Here is a 16,672-nt window from a genome sequence, read left to right as displayed (position 1 = left end):
TGGTCGGCGCCCGGCCCCGGCGGGCGGGTGCGTGCGGGATCAGGTCTTGGGCTTGGCCACCTTCTCGACGAGGTTGGCCGGGAGCTGCTCGTAGTGGTCGTGCTCCATCCGGAACCGGCCGCGGCCACCCGTCATCGAGCGCAGGTCGATGGCGTAGCGGAGGATCTCCGAGGTGGGGACCAGGGCGGTGACCGTCTGCTCGCCGTTGCCGACGGCCTCGGTGCCCTGCACGCGGCCCCGCCGGGAGTTGAGGTCGCCCATCACGTCGCCCTGGTACTCGGCCGGCACCGTGACCTCCAGCCTCGAGACCGGCTCGAGCAGCACGGGGTCGGCCTTGGCCATGGCGTCCTTGAACCCGAGCGACCCGGCCATCTTGAAGCTCATCTCCGACGAGTCGACGGTGTGGTACTTGCCGTCGAAGCACGTCACGCGCACGTCGACCACGGGGTAGCCGAACACGCCGCCGGTGGACATCGTCTCCTCAACGCCCTTCTGCACGGCAGGGATGAACTGCCGGGGGATCGCACCGCCCACGATGCTGTCGACGAACTCGAAGCCGGCACCCCGCTCCAGGGGCTCCACCCGCAGGAACGCCACCCCGAACTGGCCGTGGCCACCCGTCTGCTTCTTGTACTTGCCCTCGGCCTCGGCCTGGCGGCCGATCGTCTCCCGGTAGGGGACCCGCACGTCCTCGGTCTCGACGGTGACGCCGAACTTGCGGCTGAGGCGCTCGAGGGTGATCGCCAGGTGCGTCTCGCCCGTGCCCCGCAGCAGGGTCTGCTTGGTCTCGTCGTCGCGGACGACCACCAGGGCCGGGTCCTCGTCGCGGAGGCGGTGGAGCGCGGTCGCCAGCTTGTCGTCGTCGGCCTGCGTCTTGGCCTTGATGGCGATGGAGAGCTGGGGCTCGGCCGGCTCGATGGCCGCCGCCCGGACCGGCACGTTCTTGGGGGCCAGGGTGTCACCGGTGGCCGTGGCCGCCAGCTTGGCTACCGCCGCGATGTCGCCGGCGGGCACCTGGGCGACGGTGTCCTGCTCCTTGCCGCGCAGCGTGAACAGGCCGTGGAGCCGCTCCTCGGCGCCGGTGCGGGGGTTCACCAGGCGTTCGTCCGGCCGGACGGTGCCGGAGAGCACCTTGAACACGGAGATCTGGCCCACGTACGGGTCGGCGATGGTCTTGAACACGAAGGCCAGCGGGTCGGCCGCCGGGTCGGGCGTCACCGCGGCCTCGGCATCGCCCGCCTGCACCGGCACGGGGGGTCGCGACGTGGGCGCGGGCCCGAGCTCGACGATGAAGTCGGCGAGGCGGTCGACGCCCACGTCGGTGACCGCCGACCCGCACACGACCGGGAAGACCGTCGCCTCGGCGACCCCGACGGCGAGGGTGTCCTCCAGCTCCCGGGCCGAGGGGACGTCACCCTCGAGGTACCGCTCGACGAGGGCGTCGTCGGCCACCACGATGCCCTCGACCAGGTTGTCGTGCACTTGGCGCTCGAGCTCGGCCAGCTCCTCGGGGACGTCGGTCTCGGTCGACGTCGCCCCGTCGTACACGTAGGCGCGGTCCGTGAGGAGGTCGGCCACCCCGTGGAACGCGGCCTCCTCGCCGATGGGCAGCTCGAGGGGGGCCACGCCGGCGCCGAAGCGCTCGCGGAGCTGGTCGAGCGTGCGCTCGAAGCTGGCCCGCTCGCGGTCGAGCTTGTTGACGAACACCATGCGGGGGACGCCCAGTTGGGCCGCGGTCCGCCATGCGATCTCGGTCTGCACCTCGACGCCGTCGACGGCGCTCACCACGAACACGGCCAGGTCGGCCACCCGGAGCGCGGCGTGCACGTCGCCCACGAAGTCGGCGTAGCCCGGGGTGTCGATGAGGTTGACCTTGTGGTCGCGCCACTCGAAGGGGGCGAGGGCCAGGGACAGGGAGATGCGCCGCTTCTGCTCCTCCGGGTCGAAGTCGCAGACGGTGGAGCCGTCGTCGACCTTCCCCTGGCGGTTGATCGCGCCGGCCCGGTAGAGGAGCGCCTCGGCCAGCGTGGTCTTGCCCGACCCGCTGTGGCCCACCAACGCGACGTTGCGGATCCGGTCCGGCGGATACTGCTTCACCCTGGCTTCCCCCCTCGGTCACGAGGTCGACGGCGGGCTCACACTAGTCACGCCGCCGCGCCTCCCCCCTCGGCCGGGCCACGTCGACGGCCGACGTGACCGGACGTGGTGACGGCGGCGTGCCGCACCCCGGCGGGGTTGCGCTGGTACCGTTTTCCCCGTCGGGCTCTCGCAGGGAAGGCCACATGTTCGACGGACATTGGAAGACCGGCATCGACCGCGGGCTGCAGCCCGTGGGGGCCAGTCTCCGCCGGGCCGGCATCACGGCCGACGTCCTCACCGCCATCGGGCTCGCGATGGCCGTGGCGGCGGCCGTCGCCATCGGTGCCGGCGCGCTCCGGGGTGGTCTGGTGCTGTTGGTGCTGGCGGCGCTGCCCGACCTGCTCGACGGTGCGGTCGCCAAGGCGTCCGGATCGGCGTCGCCGCGCGGTGCCTTCTTCGACTCGGTCGCCGACCGGGTCACCGACGCCCTGCTCCTGGGAGGGGTCGCCTGGTTCCTCGCCACCCAGGACGGTGGGCGGGCCGCCCTGCTGCCGATGGCGGTGCTCGGGGCGTCCGCGCTCGTCTCCTACGAGCGGGCCAAGGCCGAGTCGCTGGGCTTCGACGCCAAGGGCGGCCTGATGGAGCGGGCCGAGCGGATCATCCTGCTGGCCTTCGGCCTGCTGTTCGACTCGCTGCTCGTCCCGATCCTGTGGGTGATGCTCGTGCTCACCCTGGCGACCGCGGTCCAGCGCTTCGTCAAGGTGTGGCGTCAGGCCAGCGCCCCCCGTCCGGTGCGCCGCCAGCGCACGTGGACCGCCCGGCGCACCGCTCGAGCCTCGTCCCGGGCGGCCAGCCGCCGCGTGGGCGTGCGCCGCCGCCAGATCTAGCCACCGTCCCGCGCCCGTGGACCCGCGGGCCGTCGTCGCCGCCTACCGGACCGGGTCGGCCGTCAGCCGGCTCGTGCCGACGCTCGCCGTGCGACCGGCCTCGGCCGCCATGGGCCGAGCGGCCGCCCGCGCCATGGCCGGACGTCGCTCCACCCTGGAGCGGCACCTGCGCCGGGTGCGGCCCGAGCTCCAGGGGGCGGCGCTGCACCGGGCGTCGCGAGCCGCGTTCGCGTCGTACGCCCGCTACTTCATCGAGTCGTTCCGGATCCCGGCCCTGTCGGCCGCCGAGATCGACGCCGGCTTCTCGTACGAGGGCTTCGGGCTGGTCGAGGACGGCCTGGTGGCGGGGCAGGGCGTGATCGTGGCCCTCTCCCACCTGGGTGGCTGGGAGTGGGCGGGCCGCTGGATCGCCGATCAGGGCATCCCGATCACGGCGGTCGTGGAGCCGCTCGAGCCCCCGGAGCTGTTCGCGTGGTTCGCCGAGTACCGGCGATCGCTGGGGATGACCGTCGTGCCGCTGGGTGCCGGGGCTGGCGGGGCGGTGCTCCGGGCGCTCCGGGCCAACGAGGTGGTCTGCCTGCTCTGCGACCGGGACCTCACCGGCGATGGGGTCGAGGTGGAGTTCTTCGGCGAGCGCACCACCCTGCCGCCCGGTCCGGCCACCCTGGCCCTGCGCACCGGTGCCCCGCTCCTGCCGACCGCCGTCTACTTCGAGGGCGAGGGCCACCGGTGCGTGGTCCGGCCTCCGCTCGCGGTCGAACGGCTCGGCCGCCTCCGCGACGACGTGACCCGGGTGACCCAGGACCTGGCCGGCGAGCTCGAGCGCCTCATCCGGGCCGCCCCCGAGCAGTGGCACCTGATGCAGCCCAACTGGCCCAGCGACCCCGGCTACCCCTTCTGAGCTGCCCGTTCAGGTTCCGGCGGCCGCCCCGTGACACGCGGATGACACGAGAGGCGCGGCGGCGGCGAGAGCACGGCGGGCCAGGTCGTCCGAATCGGGGAACAGGTGCCCGTACACGTCGAGCGTGGTGACCGCCGACTTGTGGCCGAGCGTGCGCTGCACCAGCTTCACGCTCGCCTGCCACGAAGGCGGACCCTCATCCGCCGCCGGTCGGCCGGTGCGAGATGATTGACTAAGAGTGGTCATAAGCACACTATGAGTGGTGAGTCCGGTCGACGCGTGGTGCGGCGAACTGGAGAGCTGCGGACGGAGACCGCGCCCTCGCCGGTGCTCCCGACAACTCCATGGACCCTGCGGATCCCGGGGGGTCTGGGACTGGGGGCGTACGCCGGCCGGGGCGTCGTCGAGCGAGATCATGCGTTGTTTGGGCGGTGAGGGCGATGTCGTTCCCATTCGATTTCCGCCGTTTCGGATTCGCACAAGACCTTGCGGTCAAGATCCGTCAGCTCTTCAACCTTGGCGACGCCTGGACTCTGGTGTTCGGGTTCCCACCGGACGTCTGGCCCGACCTGACGCGGGCCCGAGCCATGGCCGAGTTCAACGGGCTTCTGTATGTCGGGGTGGAGCACCTCTACGGCCTTCAGGTCTGGAGGTCGGTGGACGGCGTCGACTGGCAGCAGTGCGTGGGGCCGAAGGCCTCGACCCCGGCTGGGTTCGGCACCGCGAGTCGGTCGCGGGCGACGCAGATGGCGACGCTCGACGGGGTCCTCTATGTCACCACCGACATCGGTGTGTGGACGACTACGGACGGACTGACCTGGACGCAGGCGGTTGGTGACGGCATCGAGAGCGTCGACGCCTGGGCTGTCGCCAGCTTCTCGGGATCCGTCTACGTCACCTCAGGCACCAGCCTCTGGCGAGGCAAGGGCAGCTCAGGCTGGATCCGCGTGGTCGGCGGTCAGGGCATGGCCAAAGCGGGATTCGGGGACCCAGACATCACCGACATCACGTCGCTCACCGTCTTCGACGGGGCCCTCTACGCGGGCGCGGGCAAGGACAACCCCACGGGCAACAACGGGATCTGTGTGTGGCGAACGTACGACGGCATGTCATGGCAGGAGTTCCAGACAGCCAAGGGCTCGCTGCACGTCCACACGATGGCCAGTTTCGGCGGCCACCTTTACGTCGGTGGGTATCACGTGCTCCACGTCTATCGGACCGACGGGACGAAGGGAACCACCCAGAGCTGGGTCGACGTCACAGACGGTATCTCCACAGGGGCGTCGAACGATGCCGCCTGGTCGATGGGGACATACGACGGGCGTCTCTACCTGGGCGTCACAGGGGTCCACAGCGGGAAGATCCTCTGGTGGACCGGCGATGGCACGACGTGGTCGCTCGTCGACACCACCACGGTCGGCACGGACAAGAGCCATGCCGACGCACTCACCGAGTACAAGGGCGACCTCTACCTCACTACGTCCCGTACCTACCCCGGGCCGAGCTACCAGGAACGGAAGGTCGAGGTGTGGCGATTCGGTCCCACATGGGGATGGCCCATGAAGTACTTCAAACCGATCCTGTGGCGCAGAACCATCATCCGCATACCCCCGGGACCTTGGGGTCCCACCGGGCCCGCGTCGCCAACCGGTCAGCCGCTGACTGACATCGGGCCGACATGAGGCAGCACCGACCTGGATACCCAGGGTCTCGTCCAACCCGACGGGGCCTCGTAGCCGTGGGGGTCGTCGATCTCCGGGGTGCCGTAGACGACGACGCCTGCAAGGAGGCGCGCCATGAACATGCCCGGGAACCAGCACCCAACTAGCCACCTGATCCAGCAGCTCGTTGGCTACGACTCTGCGTTCTGGGCGGCGGTTCACACGCGACTGCAGCAGCAAGTAGACACCGCGGCCAAACCCCTCGACCCGAGCGCAGTGGATAAGGCCATCAGGGATGCCCTTCCCGCCCTCGACGCCGCCGAGCGCGAGTCACTCGCCTTGGAACTGGGCGATAGGAAGCACGCCAGCAACCCGAGCGTCGACCGCGCACGCCATGCCGTGGTCCGCCTCCGCAGCCGCCTCGAAGCGATCGCGTCGGAGAAGGGACGCCTCCGGCGTGACGATCGCCTGACAATTGACCGCGCCACGCTCACGTGCCGCCGGCTCGATCTCGTCAAGGGGATCCTCGCCGGACCGGACGCCGACTCCGACCTGGCCCACCAGCTTGTCGCCGCAGCCGTACAGGCCACCAGCGAGGAGCGCCTGGCCCGCAGCAGCGCGTTCTGGTGGTGGCTCGGACTGTTCGCCACTTCATCCCTGGCGCTCCTCGCCTGCGCCGCCTGGCTCGTGATGACGAACGCCCCAATCTTCAACGGCTCCCTCGGCAAGGGCGCCGACCGCATCGTGACGATCCTCGGGTTCCTGGTCGGCGTCGCAACCTTCACTCTGGGCATCAAGTACACGATCGAGGTGTACCGCGGGCCTGGCCGGCGCGACGGCGCAGAGCTCTCCGACAGCGCGATCAGCTGGCGCATCGCCACCATCGCCGTTCTCGGCGCGCTGCTCTGGGTGGTCGGCACGATGATCTCTCTCCCGGTCTCCGACCATGCGCTGCGAGCTGGCGACAACCCGTCGGGGTCTGGGGCTTCGGAGGTCTGCCTCGCCCGCATGAGGGATGTCGGGGCCACGAACCTCACCCTCGATGGCTCGCCGGTGGGCCCGGTCACCCCGCGCGCAGAGCCAGTGGACGCGCCGGCCGTGACCACCCAGCTCACCGGGGGCGAGGCCATCGAGCTGTCCTTCGGACCCTACCGCCAGGCCACGCGGCTCGGCATGACGTCGTACTCGGTGAGCGAGGGCGACCAGGGCGTCGTCCTCAGCGGACACTTCGACGCGTTGCCGCTCGGCACCGCCAGCGGCAGCGGCTTCTACGCCCGAGCGCTCGTGGTGGGTCACCGCCAAGACGGCAACGTGGTCCGGGTGTTCGTGTGCGCTGACCCCTCCATGTTCGTCGGCAACCCTACCGGGAAGCTGACCACAGTAGTCAGCTACAACGGTGCCGACGCGACGATCGCCCCCGCCACGATGGCGGTGACGCTCCAGGCCCGCTATCTCTGGGGGATCGTGCCCCTGGTGTGGCTGGTGAGCGTCTTCTCCATCTGGCTCGTGCTCGAGCAGTGGCCCCGCACCTTCCGGTCCCTGTGGCTAACGCTTATCGCGGTCATTGCGCCGACGGCAATTGTGTTTGGCAACGTGCTGTCAAACGACGGCTGGACAGGCAAATGGCGACCGCTAGTGACCCTTCTGGTGGCGCTGTACTCGACAGCCGTGGCCGCGGCTGCGACTGTGAAGGCCGGCACCCGTCCGCGCGAGGGGGCCCCGGGGTAGGGGTGCCGGCTCGCCTGCGGAGGGGCACGTCTTGCGAGCACAGGCGGGCCATCCGCCTGAAGAGGGTGGATGTCGACGCGTTCATGGAGGCGAGCAGGATCACGCCGGGCGAGCTGCGCCACCTCTACCCGGGCGGCGACGACGGCGTCTGACCCGAGTTCGGCGGGTGGGGGGCTGTGTGGGTGGGGGTGCAGGTCGCTGACCTGCGGTTTCGTGTCCCAGTAGGGGGTTTCGGGTCCGGAATGTAGGGGCGACACATTCCACCACTTCGGGTCGGGTTGCGGCCATACTGCTGATGTGTTCGTGAAGACGACCCGCCGCAAGAGGGGCGACAAGACCTACGAGTACCTGTCGCTGGTGGAAGCGGTCCGCGACGGGGACCGCACCGGGCACCGCACCCTGTTGCGGCTCGGTGAGGTGACCGCCCTGCGAGCCTCCGGGCAGCTGGAGCGGATCATCGCCGCCCTGGAAGCCCACCTGGAACGCGACCGCATCGATGTGGCCTGCCTGGCGGCCGAGGAGACCCGGGTGTTCGGGTCGATCACCGCGGTGCACACCATCTGGCGTCGGCTCGGGTTGGACGCCTGGTTCGCCAAGGTGGCCGCCGACCGGGGCGCCGACGCCTTGGGTGACGCCGTGTTCACGATGGTCGCCAACCGGCTGGTGGCCCCCCGCTCCAAGCGGGCGCTGCTCGAGTGGTGCCAGCTGGACGCCGCGCTGCCCGACGGGGTGGCGGTGTGCTCGCTGGACCAGTACTACCGGGCCCTCGACGCCGTCGCCGCCACCAAGGAAGCGACCGAAGCCGAGCTGTACGCGGCGTTGTGCAACCTCACCAACTTGGACCTGCGGCTCGTCTGCTACGACCTGACCTCGACGTTCTTCGAGGGTGCGACCCGCGCCTCGACCCGGTTCCCGTCCCGAGCGTTCGGCTACTCCCGTGACCATCGCTCGGACCGCCCGCAGGTGGTGATCGGCTTGTTGTGCACCAGCGACGGCACCCCCATCGCTCATCACGTGTTCGCCGGCAACACCGCCGATGTCACCACCCTCCCCGGTGTGCTCGAGGATCTGCAGACCCGCTTCGGAGTAGGGCGGATCTGTGTGGTGGCCGACCGCGGCCTGGTGTCGGTCGACAACGTCGAGGTCGTCGCCGGCGCCGGGTTCGATCACATCGTGGCCACCCGCTTGCACCGCGACCCCACCTGCGCCGCCGCCCTCGAAGCCTGTAGTCGACCGGACGCGGTGTGGGTGCCTGTCCTCGAGGCTCGCTCGGCGGCCTGTGACGTGACCCTCGACGACGGCCGCCGAGCCGTGGTCGTGTCCAGTGTCGAACGGTGGCAGCGCGACACCGCACGCACCGCCGAGCTGGTCGCTCGCACCGAAGCCCGCCTGCTCGCCCTCGAGCACCGCGTCCGGGCCGGGGAGCTCATCGACGCGGGCAAGATCGGGCGGGCCGCCCAACGCATCCTCGCCAACAACCCGGTCGCCCGCCTCTTCGACATCCACATCGACCAGGCCTGCTTCGTCTACCACTACAACGACCAGGCGTTCGCCTACGAAGAGCTCCTCGCCGGCCGCTACGTCCTGGTCACCAGCCTCACCCCCCAGCACGCCTCCACCGGCGACGTGGTGCGCGCCTACCGCCAGCTCCAGTCCGTCGAGCACCGCTTCCGGGTCCTCAAGGACTTCTTGCACCTCCGCCCCGTGCGCCACTTCACCGAACGACGCGTCCGCGGTCACGTCGCCATCTGCGTCTACGCCGCCGTCATCGAAGCCGTCATCACCCGCGCCCTCATCGACGCCGACCTGCGCGACCCCGACCTGGCCGACCAGCACCTCACCGCCACCCGCGCCCTACGCGAGCTCGACCGCATCCGCCACGTCACCCTCGACGCCGACAGCCGCACCATCACCCTCATCACCCGCCCCACACCACGACAAGCCCGCATCCTGGCTGCCCTCGACGTCGACACCACCACCTGGGACCGGGCCACCATCACCTGACCACCCGGCGCGCCCCCACCAGCCGGTGTAGTGGAAACACCCACCCCACGCGCCGCCGCTCACCAGCCCATTCGCGAACCACCCGCCGAAGTCGGGTCTGAGGTTGGAGCGGGCGACGCGGCGGCATCACCACCGAAGGTCGGGCTCGGCTGCGGGGCGCCGGTCAGGTGGCCGAGGCCAACGCGCAACAGCTCGGCCAGCGCGACGTAGAGCGCGTCGGCCGCGGTCATGTTGTGCCGGTGTCGCCATGCTTGATCGATGAGCGGCTGAACGGCCGCCTGGCGGAGGTGCCAGTCGCGCGGGCGGGCGACCGCCGACGCAGCCTCGGTCTCGGTGATGCTCCGCTCGCCGACGAGCCGTCGCCGAAGCACCCCGAGGACCTCGGCGTAGAAGTGGTCAGGGACCCAGCCGACGGTGTCGGTCGGCAGCAGGCGGGCCAGCGCCCGACCTCGTGCGGTACCGGCGACGATCTCCGCGCCGGCCGACGCGTCGATGACGACGGCGGTCACCTGGCCGGATCGGCTCTGTCGGCGCGGAGCTCGCGCAGGGCCTCCGCCGCATCGAGCGACTCGAGCTCGGGTTCGGGCCCGGCGAGCAACGCCTCGAGGAAGGCGCGAAAGGCCTCCGGCGAGCAGTCCTCGTCAGGGTTGACGACGACCACCGCAAGTCACTCTGTTCCACCACGACCTGGCATTCCCACTCGAGTCGTTCCGATCTGACCGTCCCGGTGACGGGCGAAGCTGCGGGTATGGAGGGGCGGAGGAGCTCGGCGAGCCACGGCACTGGTTGACGCCGGGGTGGCGGGGATCGCCACGGGAGCTTTCCGGCCGATGGGGGTCACGACATAGCGGTGCTCGTTGGGCGGGGACGGTGGATGGCACGTCTCTGCGACGGCCGTCGCCCGACCGGTGGGGGCGGGAGGTGATGGCAGGTTGATGGTAAAGTACTGCCATGCGCACAACCATCGATCCGGCAGGTCGGTTGGTGATCCCCAAGGTCCTCCGAGACCAGGTCGGTCTACGGCCCGGTGCCGTGGAGGTCGTCGTTGACGGCGCCGGCCTGCGGGTGGAGCCGGTGGCCACCGAAGACCTGACCGAGGAAGACGGCCGGCCGGTCATCCCGGCCTCGGGCCAGGTCATCGACGACGAGCTCGTGCGGGCCCTGCGCCTCGCCGACCAGCGGTGAGCGCTTCCCGGGCCGACGTCCTGGTGGACACCAGCGCGGCCGTGGCGCTGCTCGTCGCCGACCACGAGGCCCACGGCACCGTCGCGACCGCGCTGCGCGGGCGGCGTCTCGGCTTGGCCGGGCATGCCGCCTACGAGACCTACTCGGTGTTGACCCGGCTCCCCCCTCCGGCTCGGCGGACGCCCCCCGTCGTCGCCCGGCTTCTGGCCGAGGCGTTCCCCCGGACCCGCTTCCTCGACGCCGATGCGACCGCGGCGCTGTTCGCCCGCCTTGCGGAGCTCGGCATCGCCGGCGGCTCGGTGTACGACGCCCTGGTCGGGGCTACCGCGGCAGCTCACCGCCTACCGCTCGCCACCAGGGATGCCCGCGCCGCCGACGTCTACCGGGCGCTGGAGGTCGACGTGGTCCCGCTCGGGTGAGCGACCCACCACAGCGCTGCTTCCTGCCCGATCACCTCGCCCGCTCCCGCCGGCTCGAGCCGCGCCGCGAGCACGTCCACCGGCTCGAGCAACGGAGCCGGAGTGCCCCTCGGTCGGTGCTCCTCGAGGACGAAGACCTCGCCCAGGAGCAACAACCCCGAGGCGTCAGACCTCGCCCAGGAGCAACAACCCCGAGGCGTCAGACGACCGGCTCAGCCGCGGGTCGCCTCGACGATCGTGGCGAGCCCCGGTCCGGGGGTGCCGAGCTCGCGCATCAGCAGCTCGAGCCGCATCAGGTCGAGCAGGCCGGCGACGTCGTCGGGCTCGCGGGGCAGGGTGGCCGGATCGGCGCAGGCCACGTAGGCGCGCACGAACACGCCGGCCACGGCCCCGTACCAGGCGTCGGCGACGGCTCGATCGGTCAGCGTGCCGCCCCGCCCGGCCGTGTCGGTCGCGGGCGCCGCGGCGGCTGCCGCGTGGATGCGCTCGAGCGACCGGAGCACGCCGGCCACGTCGCGCAGGGGCGAGCGCTTCACCCGCCGCTCGACGAAGGGCCGGCCGGGCTCGCCGCCGAAGTCGACGAAGACCAGGTCGCGCCCGGTCCAGAGGACGTCGCTGAGCGAGAGGTCGCCGTGCACGCGGATGCGCCCGCCGCTGGCGTGGTGCTGGAGACGGTCCCGGAGATCGTCGAGGAGGGCGGCCTCGCGATCGATCAGCTCGGCGGCCAGATCGGCCTCGTGCTGGGGCAGGCGCCGTAGGTCGCGTCGCAGCAGCTGGAGCCCCCGGCGGAGCCCGGTGCGCATCGACTGGTACAGGGAGCGGACGTAGGCGGGCGTGAACGACTCGGGAGCGAAGGCCGGGTCGGCGGGGTCGACCAGGGCGGCGTGCAGCCCGGCCAGCCGTTCGGCCAGCAGCTCGGCGGTGAGCACCGCCCGGGTGAGCCGGGGGTCGGGCCGGGGCGCAGCCGACAGCAGGTCGCGCGAGGGCCACCATCCCCTGGCGGCCGGGGCCCGCGAGCCGAGGGGCCCGGGATCGTCGAGGGCGCGGGCGAGCTCGCGCTCGAGCAGGCCCGAGGCGGTCCCTTCGTGGGGCACGTACTCGAGGGCGATGGCCGCGGTGGATCGGCGACCGTCCTCCCAGGCGGCGTCGAGGTGCGCGGCGAGGCGGGCCGCATGGGGGAAGTGCCGGGCGGTCAGGTGGCCGGTCAGCTCCAGCTCCGGGTGCACGCCCGGGCTGAGGCGGCGGTACAGCTTGAGCACGAGGTGGCGTCCGGCGACCACCAGGGTGTTGGCGTGCGAGCCCTCCAGGGCGACCAGCTCGCCGTCCGTGTCGTCGCCGCCGACCGCGGCCCACTCTCGGGTCCGGTGCCCCCGCAGCACCAGGCCCCGGGCCTCGACGCGCCGCCGGCGGCCCATCAGCTCGAGCAGCCGCCCGGCCAGGCGAGGGTCGCCGGCGTCGTCGCGGAGGTCGACGGCCTGGCCGCCCACCCGCAGCCGGGCGATGGTCGGCCGCGAGCCGCTGTTGTTCTCGCCGCCGAGGACGAGGGGGAGCAGGTAGTGGTCGTCGGGCCCCTGGCGGTGCTCCACCCGCACCACGGCGAGGGTGGCGTCGCCCGGCCCGAGCGGGGCGAGGTCCTCCAGGCGGGCCCGCAGCAGGGGGCGGGTGCCGTCGGCGTACCACGGCTGGCGCACCAGCCACGTGGCGATGGCGACGTCGAGCGGCGCCCGCACCCGGCCGGGGGGCAGCTCGGCCAGCGGCGTCGGGAGGGCCACGAGGGGCGGCTCGGCCGACGGCTCCCCGCGTTCCTCCCGGGCGGCGGGCTCGAGCGCGAGCCAGAAGAAGCCGTGCGGTCCGAGGGTCAGGGTGTACGGCGTCCGCCCGACGGGCGCGAAGGCGGCGTGGCCGAACAGCTCGCGCGGCGTCGTGCCAGCGTGATCGGCGAGGTCGAGCTCGGCGTGCTGGGGGAACCGCGACAGGTTGGCGACCACCAGGAGCGTCTCGTCCTCGTGGCGGCGGAGGAACGCCAGCACGTTCGTGTTCTCGGTGCCGACGAACGACAGGTCGCCGCGACCGAAGGCGGGGTGACGGCGACGGGTCGTGAGCGCCCGTCGCATCCATCGGAGCAGGCTGGCCGGCGAGCGCCGCTGGGCCTCGACGTTCACCGCCTCGTAGTGGGACTGGGGATCGGTGAGCACCGGCAGGAAGAGCTGCTGGGGGTTGGCCCGGGAGAAGCCGGCGTTGCGGTCCGCGCTCCACTGCATCGGGGTCCGGACGCCGTCGCGGTCGCCCAGGTAGATGTTGTCGCCCATGCCGATCTCGTCGCCGTAGTAGATGATCGGCGTGCCCGGCAGCGACAGCAGCAGGGCGTTCAGCAGCTCGATGCGCGCCCGGTCGTAGTCGAGGAGCGGCGCCAGACGCCTCCGGATCCCGAGGTTCAGCCGGGCCTGCGGGTCGGCGGCGTAGTAGCGGTACATGTAGTCGCGCTCCTCGTCGGTGACCATCTCGAGCGTGAGCTCGTCGTGGTTCCTGAGGAACAGCGCCCACTGGCACCCGTCGGGCAGCTCCGGCGTCTGCTGCAGGATGTCGACGATCGGGTAGCGGTCCTCCATGTGCAGGGCCATGAACAGGCGGGGCATCAGCGGGAAGTGGAAGCTCATGTGGCACTCGTCGCCGCCTCCGAAGTAGGCGACCGCGTCCTGGGGCCACTGGTTCGCCTCGCCGAGCAGCAGGCGCCCGGGGAACCGCTCGTCGACGTGGCGGCGGAGCAGCCGCAAGAACGAGTGGGTCTCGGGCAGGTTCTCGCAGGGGGTGCCGTCGCGCTCGAAGAGGTAGGGCACGGCGTCGAGGCGGAGGCCGTCGACCCCCAGCTTGAGCCAGAAGTCGACCACCCGGAGCATCTCGCTCACGACCTCGGGGTTGTCGTAGTTGAGGTCGGGCTGGTGGGCGTAGAAGCGGTGCCAGTAGTAGGCGCCGGCCACCGGGTCCCAGGCCCAGTTCGACGTCTCGAAGTCGCGGAAGATCACCCGGGCGTCGACGTAGCGGTCGGTGGTGTCGCTCCACACGTAGTAGTCGCGCCAGCGCGTGCCCGGCCGGGCCTGGCGTGACCGCTGGAACCACGGGTGCTGGTCCGAGGTGTGGTTCAGGACCAGCTCGGTGATGACGCGCAGCCCTCGATCGTGAGCGGCTCGCAGGAAGGCGCGGAAGTCGGCCAGCGATCCGTAGCGGGGGTGCACCCCGCGGTAGTCGGCGATGTCGTACCCGTCGTCGCGCAGGGGTGAGGGGTAGAAGGGGAGCAGCCACACGGCCGTCGCGCCCAGGTCGACGAGGTGGTCGAGCTTGGAGGCGAGGCCGCGGAAGTCGCCCATGCCGTCGCCGCTGGCGTCGCAGAACGACCGCACGTGGAGCTCGTAGACGATGGCGTCGCGGTACCAGTCGCCCGGCGCCGGATCGGCGGCGGGGGTGACGGCGCGGCGGCGGGTCGGCACGCCACCCATCCTCGCCTGCCGGGCCACCTCTGCGCGGGGCGCCGCCGCCGGTGCGGCCGGGCGAGTGCCCCTCGGGCTCAGCGGCGGGCTCGTGCGGCGGCCCGCTCGCGGCGGGTCGCTCGCCGGGCGAGCAGCAGGGAGCGGAGCAGGCTGACCGCCGCCTCCGGGGCCTCGACGGAGGCGGCGGCCGCGGTGGCGCCCTCGCCGACTCGGATCCCGAGGTCGTCGCGCCCCAGGCTGGCGAACACCTCCTCGTCGGCGTGGTCGTCACCGAGGTAGATGACCGCTCCCGGGTCGATGTCGTCGCGGAGCCGCCGGATCGCGGCCGCCTTGCTGAGCGGGCGCACCGAGACGTCGAGCACCCGCTTGCCGGGGCGGATCCAGAGCCCCGACCGGCCACCGAGGCGGTGCTCGAGGCGCACCAGGGCGGCGGCCGCGACGTCGGGCTCGGCGGCCCGGTAGTGGAAGGCGAAGCCGAAAGGCTTCGCCTCGACCCACGTGCCCGGCGCCTCGGCCGCCACCCCCCGTGCGACGGCGAGGACGCGCCCCAGCAGCTCGCGCTCGTGGGCCGACGTCGGGGGCACCGCCGCGCCGGTGTCCTCGGCGCCGTGGCTCCCCACCCGGCGGATTCGGGGCGACGGGTGCAGGATCCGGTCGAGATCGCCGAGCGATCGGCCCGACACCACGGCGACCGAGGTGTCGGGGAGCCGGGTGAGCGCCGTCAGCACGCGCCGGGCACCGGGCGCGGGCCGCACCTGCTCGGGTCTCGGGGCGATGGGCGCGAGCGTGCCGTCGAGGTCGCTGGCCACGAGGAGCCGTTGGGCCGCGGCGACCTTCCAGAGGCGGTCCTGGTCGACCTCGGTCATGCCGGGTAGGCCTCGAGCGGGCCGGCCCCGAGCGCGCCGGCCTCGAGGGGGCCGGCCTGCGGACGGCGGTGGCGCGTCGAGGGCAGCACGGAGGCGGCCCAGCGGTGGGCGTCGAACTCGGCCACCACCCGCCGCAGCCGTCGCATGCGCGACCCCGACTCGCGGGCGCTCATGGTGACGGCCGTCTGCAGCGCGCCCGTGAGCTCGTCGGTGTGGTGGGGGTTCACGAGCAGGGCGTCGGCCAGCTGGCCGGCGGCGCCTGCGAACTCGCTCAGCACCAGGACGCCGCGCTCGTCCACCCGAGACGCCACGTACTCCTTGGCGACCAGGTTCATGCCGTCGCGCCACGGGGTCACCACCATCACGTCGGCGGCCCGGTACAGGGCGACCAGATCCTCGGTGGCGAGGTTGCGGTGCACGTAGTGGACCGCGGGAGAGCCGAGCTCGCCGTGCTCGCCGTTGATCCGGCCCACGAGGTACTCGACGTGGGCTCGCTCGTCGGCGTAGTGGGCGAGCCGGCTGCGCGACGGCACCGCGACCTGGACGAACACGCAGCCCTCGTTGCCCGGCCGGGCGCGCAGGGCCTCGAAGGCCTCGAGCCGCCGGGCGATGCCCTTGGTGTAGTCGAGCCGGTCGACGCCCAGGAGCAGGCGCCGGGGGTTGCCGAGACGCCGCCGCAGCTCGGCGGCCTCGGCCTCGACGGCGGGCCGGCGGGCCAGCTCGTCGAAGGCGGCGGTGTCGATCGACACCGGCCGGGCCTCGACGCGCACCCGGCGGCCGCCGACCACCAGCCCGCCCGGGGCGGGGCGGGCGCCGGTGAGGTACCTGGCCGCCTCGATCAGGTTCCGGGCCGCCAGCTCGGTCTGCACGCCGATCACGTCGGCGGCGAGGAGGCCGGCGAGGATCTCGTTGCGCCACGGCAGTCGGGCGAACAGCTCCACGGGCGGGAAGGGGATGTGCAGGAAGAAGGCCAGGTGCAGATCCGGCCGGGCCTCGCGGAGCAGCTCGGGCACCAGCTGCAGGTGGTAGTCGTGCACCCAGACGGTGGCCCCGGGTGCGGCCGTGCGGGCCGTGATCTGCGCGAAGCGCCGGTTCACCCGCACGTACGCGTCCCAGGAGGCCTGATCGAACTCCGAGGCGCGGGTGGCGTCGTGGTACAGCGGCCACAGGGTGGTGTTGGCGAACCCGTCGTAGAAGCCGTGGACGTCGTCGGTGTCGAGGGCCACCTGCACCAGCCGCACGCCCTCGGCCACCCGCGGGGGAGCGGCGGCGTCGGTCGTGCCGGGCCAGCCGACCCACGCGCCGCCCGCTCGCTGGGCCACGGGGAGGAGCGCCCGCACGAGGCCGCCGGGGCTGGCCGCCCACGTCCCACCGGCGTCGCGGGTCACGGGCAGCCGGTTGGCCACGACCACCAGGTCGTGGCCTTCGCGCTCGCTGGCGACGGGTCGTCGGGTCAT

The 16,672-nt window shown here is 72.3% G+C and carries 14 protein-coding genes and 1 pseudogene; 8 read left to right on the top strand and 7 right to left on the bottom strand.

The window, feature by feature from the left end:
* Positions 1-39: 39 nt before the first annotated feature.
* On the bottom strand, positions 40-2,097 hold the full coding sequence (fusA, locus tag IPM45_02530; GenBank protein ID MBK9178445.1) for an elongation factor G: 2,058 nt from the start codon (positions 2,095-2,097) through the stop codon (positions 40-42).
* Positions 2,098-2,282: 185 nt separating this feature from the next.
* On the opposite strand from fusA, the gene IPM45_02525 reads away from it, so the two are divergent.
* On the top strand, positions 2,283-2,966 hold the full coding sequence (locus IPM45_02525) for a CDP-alcohol phosphatidyltransferase family protein (GenBank protein MBK9178444.1): 684 nt from the start codon (positions 2,283-2,285) through the stop codon (positions 2,964-2,966).
* A 16-nt stretch (positions 2,967-2,982) separates the two neighbouring features.
* Positions 2,983-3,867: a phosphatidylinositol mannoside acyltransferase gene (locus IPM45_02520; protein MBK9178443.1), complete on the top strand. Its 885-nt coding sequence runs from the start codon at positions 2,983-2,985 to the stop codon at positions 3,865-3,867.
* A gap of 93 nt (positions 3,868-3,960) precedes the next feature.
* Here IPM45_02520 and IPM45_02515 read toward each other — a convergent pair.
* Positions 3,961-4,044 (bottom strand): annotated as a pseudogene (locus tag IPM45_02515) (site-specific integrase).
* Between the two features lie 263 nt (positions 4,045-4,307).
* Here IPM45_02515 and IPM45_02510 point away from each other — a divergent pair.
* The 4 genes from IPM45_02510 (at position 4,308) to IPM45_02495 (ending at position 9,260) form a co-directional block, all read left to right on the top strand.
* Positions 4,308-5,549, top strand: a complete 1,242-nt coding sequence (locus tag IPM45_02510; protein MBK9178442.1) for a hypothetical protein — start codon at positions 4,308-4,310, stop codon at positions 5,547-5,549.
* A gap of 114 nt (positions 5,550-5,663) precedes the next feature.
* Entirely contained in the window at positions 5,664-7,256 is a 1,593-nt protein-coding gene (locus tag IPM45_02505; protein ID MBK9178441.1) for a hypothetical protein, read from the top strand.
* Between the two features lie 2 nt (positions 7,257-7,258).
* Positions 7,259-7,408, top strand: coding sequence for a hypothetical protein (locus IPM45_02500; protein ID MBK9178440.1), 150 nt, complete (start codon positions 7,259-7,261; stop codon positions 7,406-7,408).
* A 145-nt stretch (positions 7,409-7,553) separates the two neighbouring features.
* Positions 7,554-9,260: an IS1634 family transposase gene (locus tag IPM45_02495; GenBank protein MBK9178439.1), complete on the top strand. Its 1,707-nt coding sequence runs from the start codon at positions 7,554-7,556 to the stop codon at positions 9,258-9,260.
* Between the two features lie 59 nt (positions 9,261-9,319).
* On the opposite strand, the gene IPM45_02490 is transcribed toward IPM45_02495, so the two are convergent.
* Complete coding sequence (locus IPM45_02490) at positions 9,320-9,769, bottom strand: type II toxin-antitoxin system VapC family toxin (GenBank protein ID MBK9178438.1); 450 nt, start codon at positions 9,767-9,769, stop codon at positions 9,320-9,322.
* The gene (locus IPM45_02485; protein ID MBK9178437.1) at positions 9,766-9,921 is read right to left on the bottom strand and encodes a hypothetical protein; all 156 of its coding nucleotides are present in this window, start codon (positions 9,919-9,921) and stop codon (positions 9,766-9,768) included. The genes IPM45_02490 and IPM45_02485 overlap by 4 nt, the downstream gene beginning before the upstream one ends.
* 290 nt (positions 9,922-10,211) lie before the next feature.
* Here IPM45_02485 and IPM45_02480 point away from each other — a divergent pair, with 290 nt between their 5' ends.
* Both IPM45_02480 and IPM45_02475 read left to right on the top strand, forming a co-directional pair.
* On the top strand, positions 10,212-10,445 hold the full coding sequence (locus IPM45_02480; GenBank protein MBK9178436.1) for an AbrB/MazE/SpoVT family DNA-binding domain-containing protein: 234 nt from the start codon (positions 10,212-10,214) through the stop codon (positions 10,443-10,445).
* Positions 10,442-10,864, top strand: a complete 423-nt coding sequence (locus tag IPM45_02475; protein MBK9178435.1) for a type II toxin-antitoxin system VapC family toxin — start codon at positions 10,442-10,444, stop codon at positions 10,862-10,864. The genes IPM45_02480 and IPM45_02475 overlap by 4 nt, the downstream gene beginning before the upstream one ends.
* A gap of 212 nt (positions 10,865-11,076) precedes the next feature.
* Here the strand turns inward: IPM45_02475 and treS are convergent, their stop codons facing one another.
* From treS to IPM45_02460, 3 genes are all read right to left on the bottom strand, one after another.
* Positions 11,077-14,349: a maltose alpha-D-glucosyltransferase gene (treS, locus tag IPM45_02470; GenBank protein MBK9178434.1), complete on the bottom strand. Its 3,273-nt coding sequence runs from the start codon at positions 14,347-14,349 to the stop codon at positions 11,077-11,079.
* 77 nt (positions 14,350-14,426) lie between these two features.
* Positions 14,427-15,215 carry a trehalose-phosphatase gene (gene otsB / locus IPM45_02465; protein ID MBK9178433.1) on the bottom strand — a complete coding sequence of 263 codons (789 nt, stop codon included), beginning with the start codon at positions 15,213-15,215 and terminating at the stop codon, positions 14,427-14,429.
* Positions 15,212-16,672: a trehalose-6-phosphate synthase gene (locus IPM45_02460; protein ID MBK9178432.1), complete on the bottom strand. Its 1,461-nt coding sequence runs from the start codon at positions 16,670-16,672 to the stop codon at positions 15,212-15,214. Before IPM45_02460 ends, otsB begins: the two co-directional genes overlap by 4 nt.

Source organism: Acidimicrobiales bacterium (assembly GCA_016716005.1).
GTDB lineage: Bacteria > Actinomycetota > Acidimicrobiia > Acidimicrobiales > JADJXE01 > JADJXE01.
This window is presented reverse-complemented; position numbering and strand designations above follow the sequence as displayed.